Annotated in this window: 1 protein-coding gene; it reads left to right on the top strand. The window is 75.0% G+C overall.

Features of this window, described 5'->3' with window-relative positions; genetic code table 11:
• Positions 1 to 8: 8 nt before the first annotated feature.
• A partial coding sequence (locus tag ACWJ6R_RS38245; RefSeq protein ID WP_449066834.1) for an AMP-binding protein occupies positions 9 to 276 on the top strand: 268 nt, incomplete at its 3' end.

The following is a 276-nucleotide window of genomic DNA, read 5'->3' as shown; positions in this document are numbered from 1 at the left end:
CCGCGCTGGTGTCGGATGCGGGTGTGGTGACGTACGGGGAGTTGGCGGAGCGGGCGTTGGGGGTGGCGGGGTGGTTGCGGGCGTCGGGGGTGGTGCCGGGGGACGCGGTGGGGGTGGTGCTGCCCAAGGGTGCCGATCAGGTGGTGGCGGTGCTGGGGGTGCTGGCGGCCGGTGGGGTGTATGTGCCGGTGGGGGTGGATCAGCCGGTGGTGCGGCGGGAGTCGATGCTGGCGCGTGCGGGTGTGGTGCGGGTGCTGACGGAGCTGCCGGCGCAGG

The sequence above is a fragment of the Planomonospora algeriensis genome, from assembly GCF_977012225.1.
Note: the sequence above shows the minus strand (reverse complement) of the source record. Positions and strands in the feature narration are given on the sequence as shown.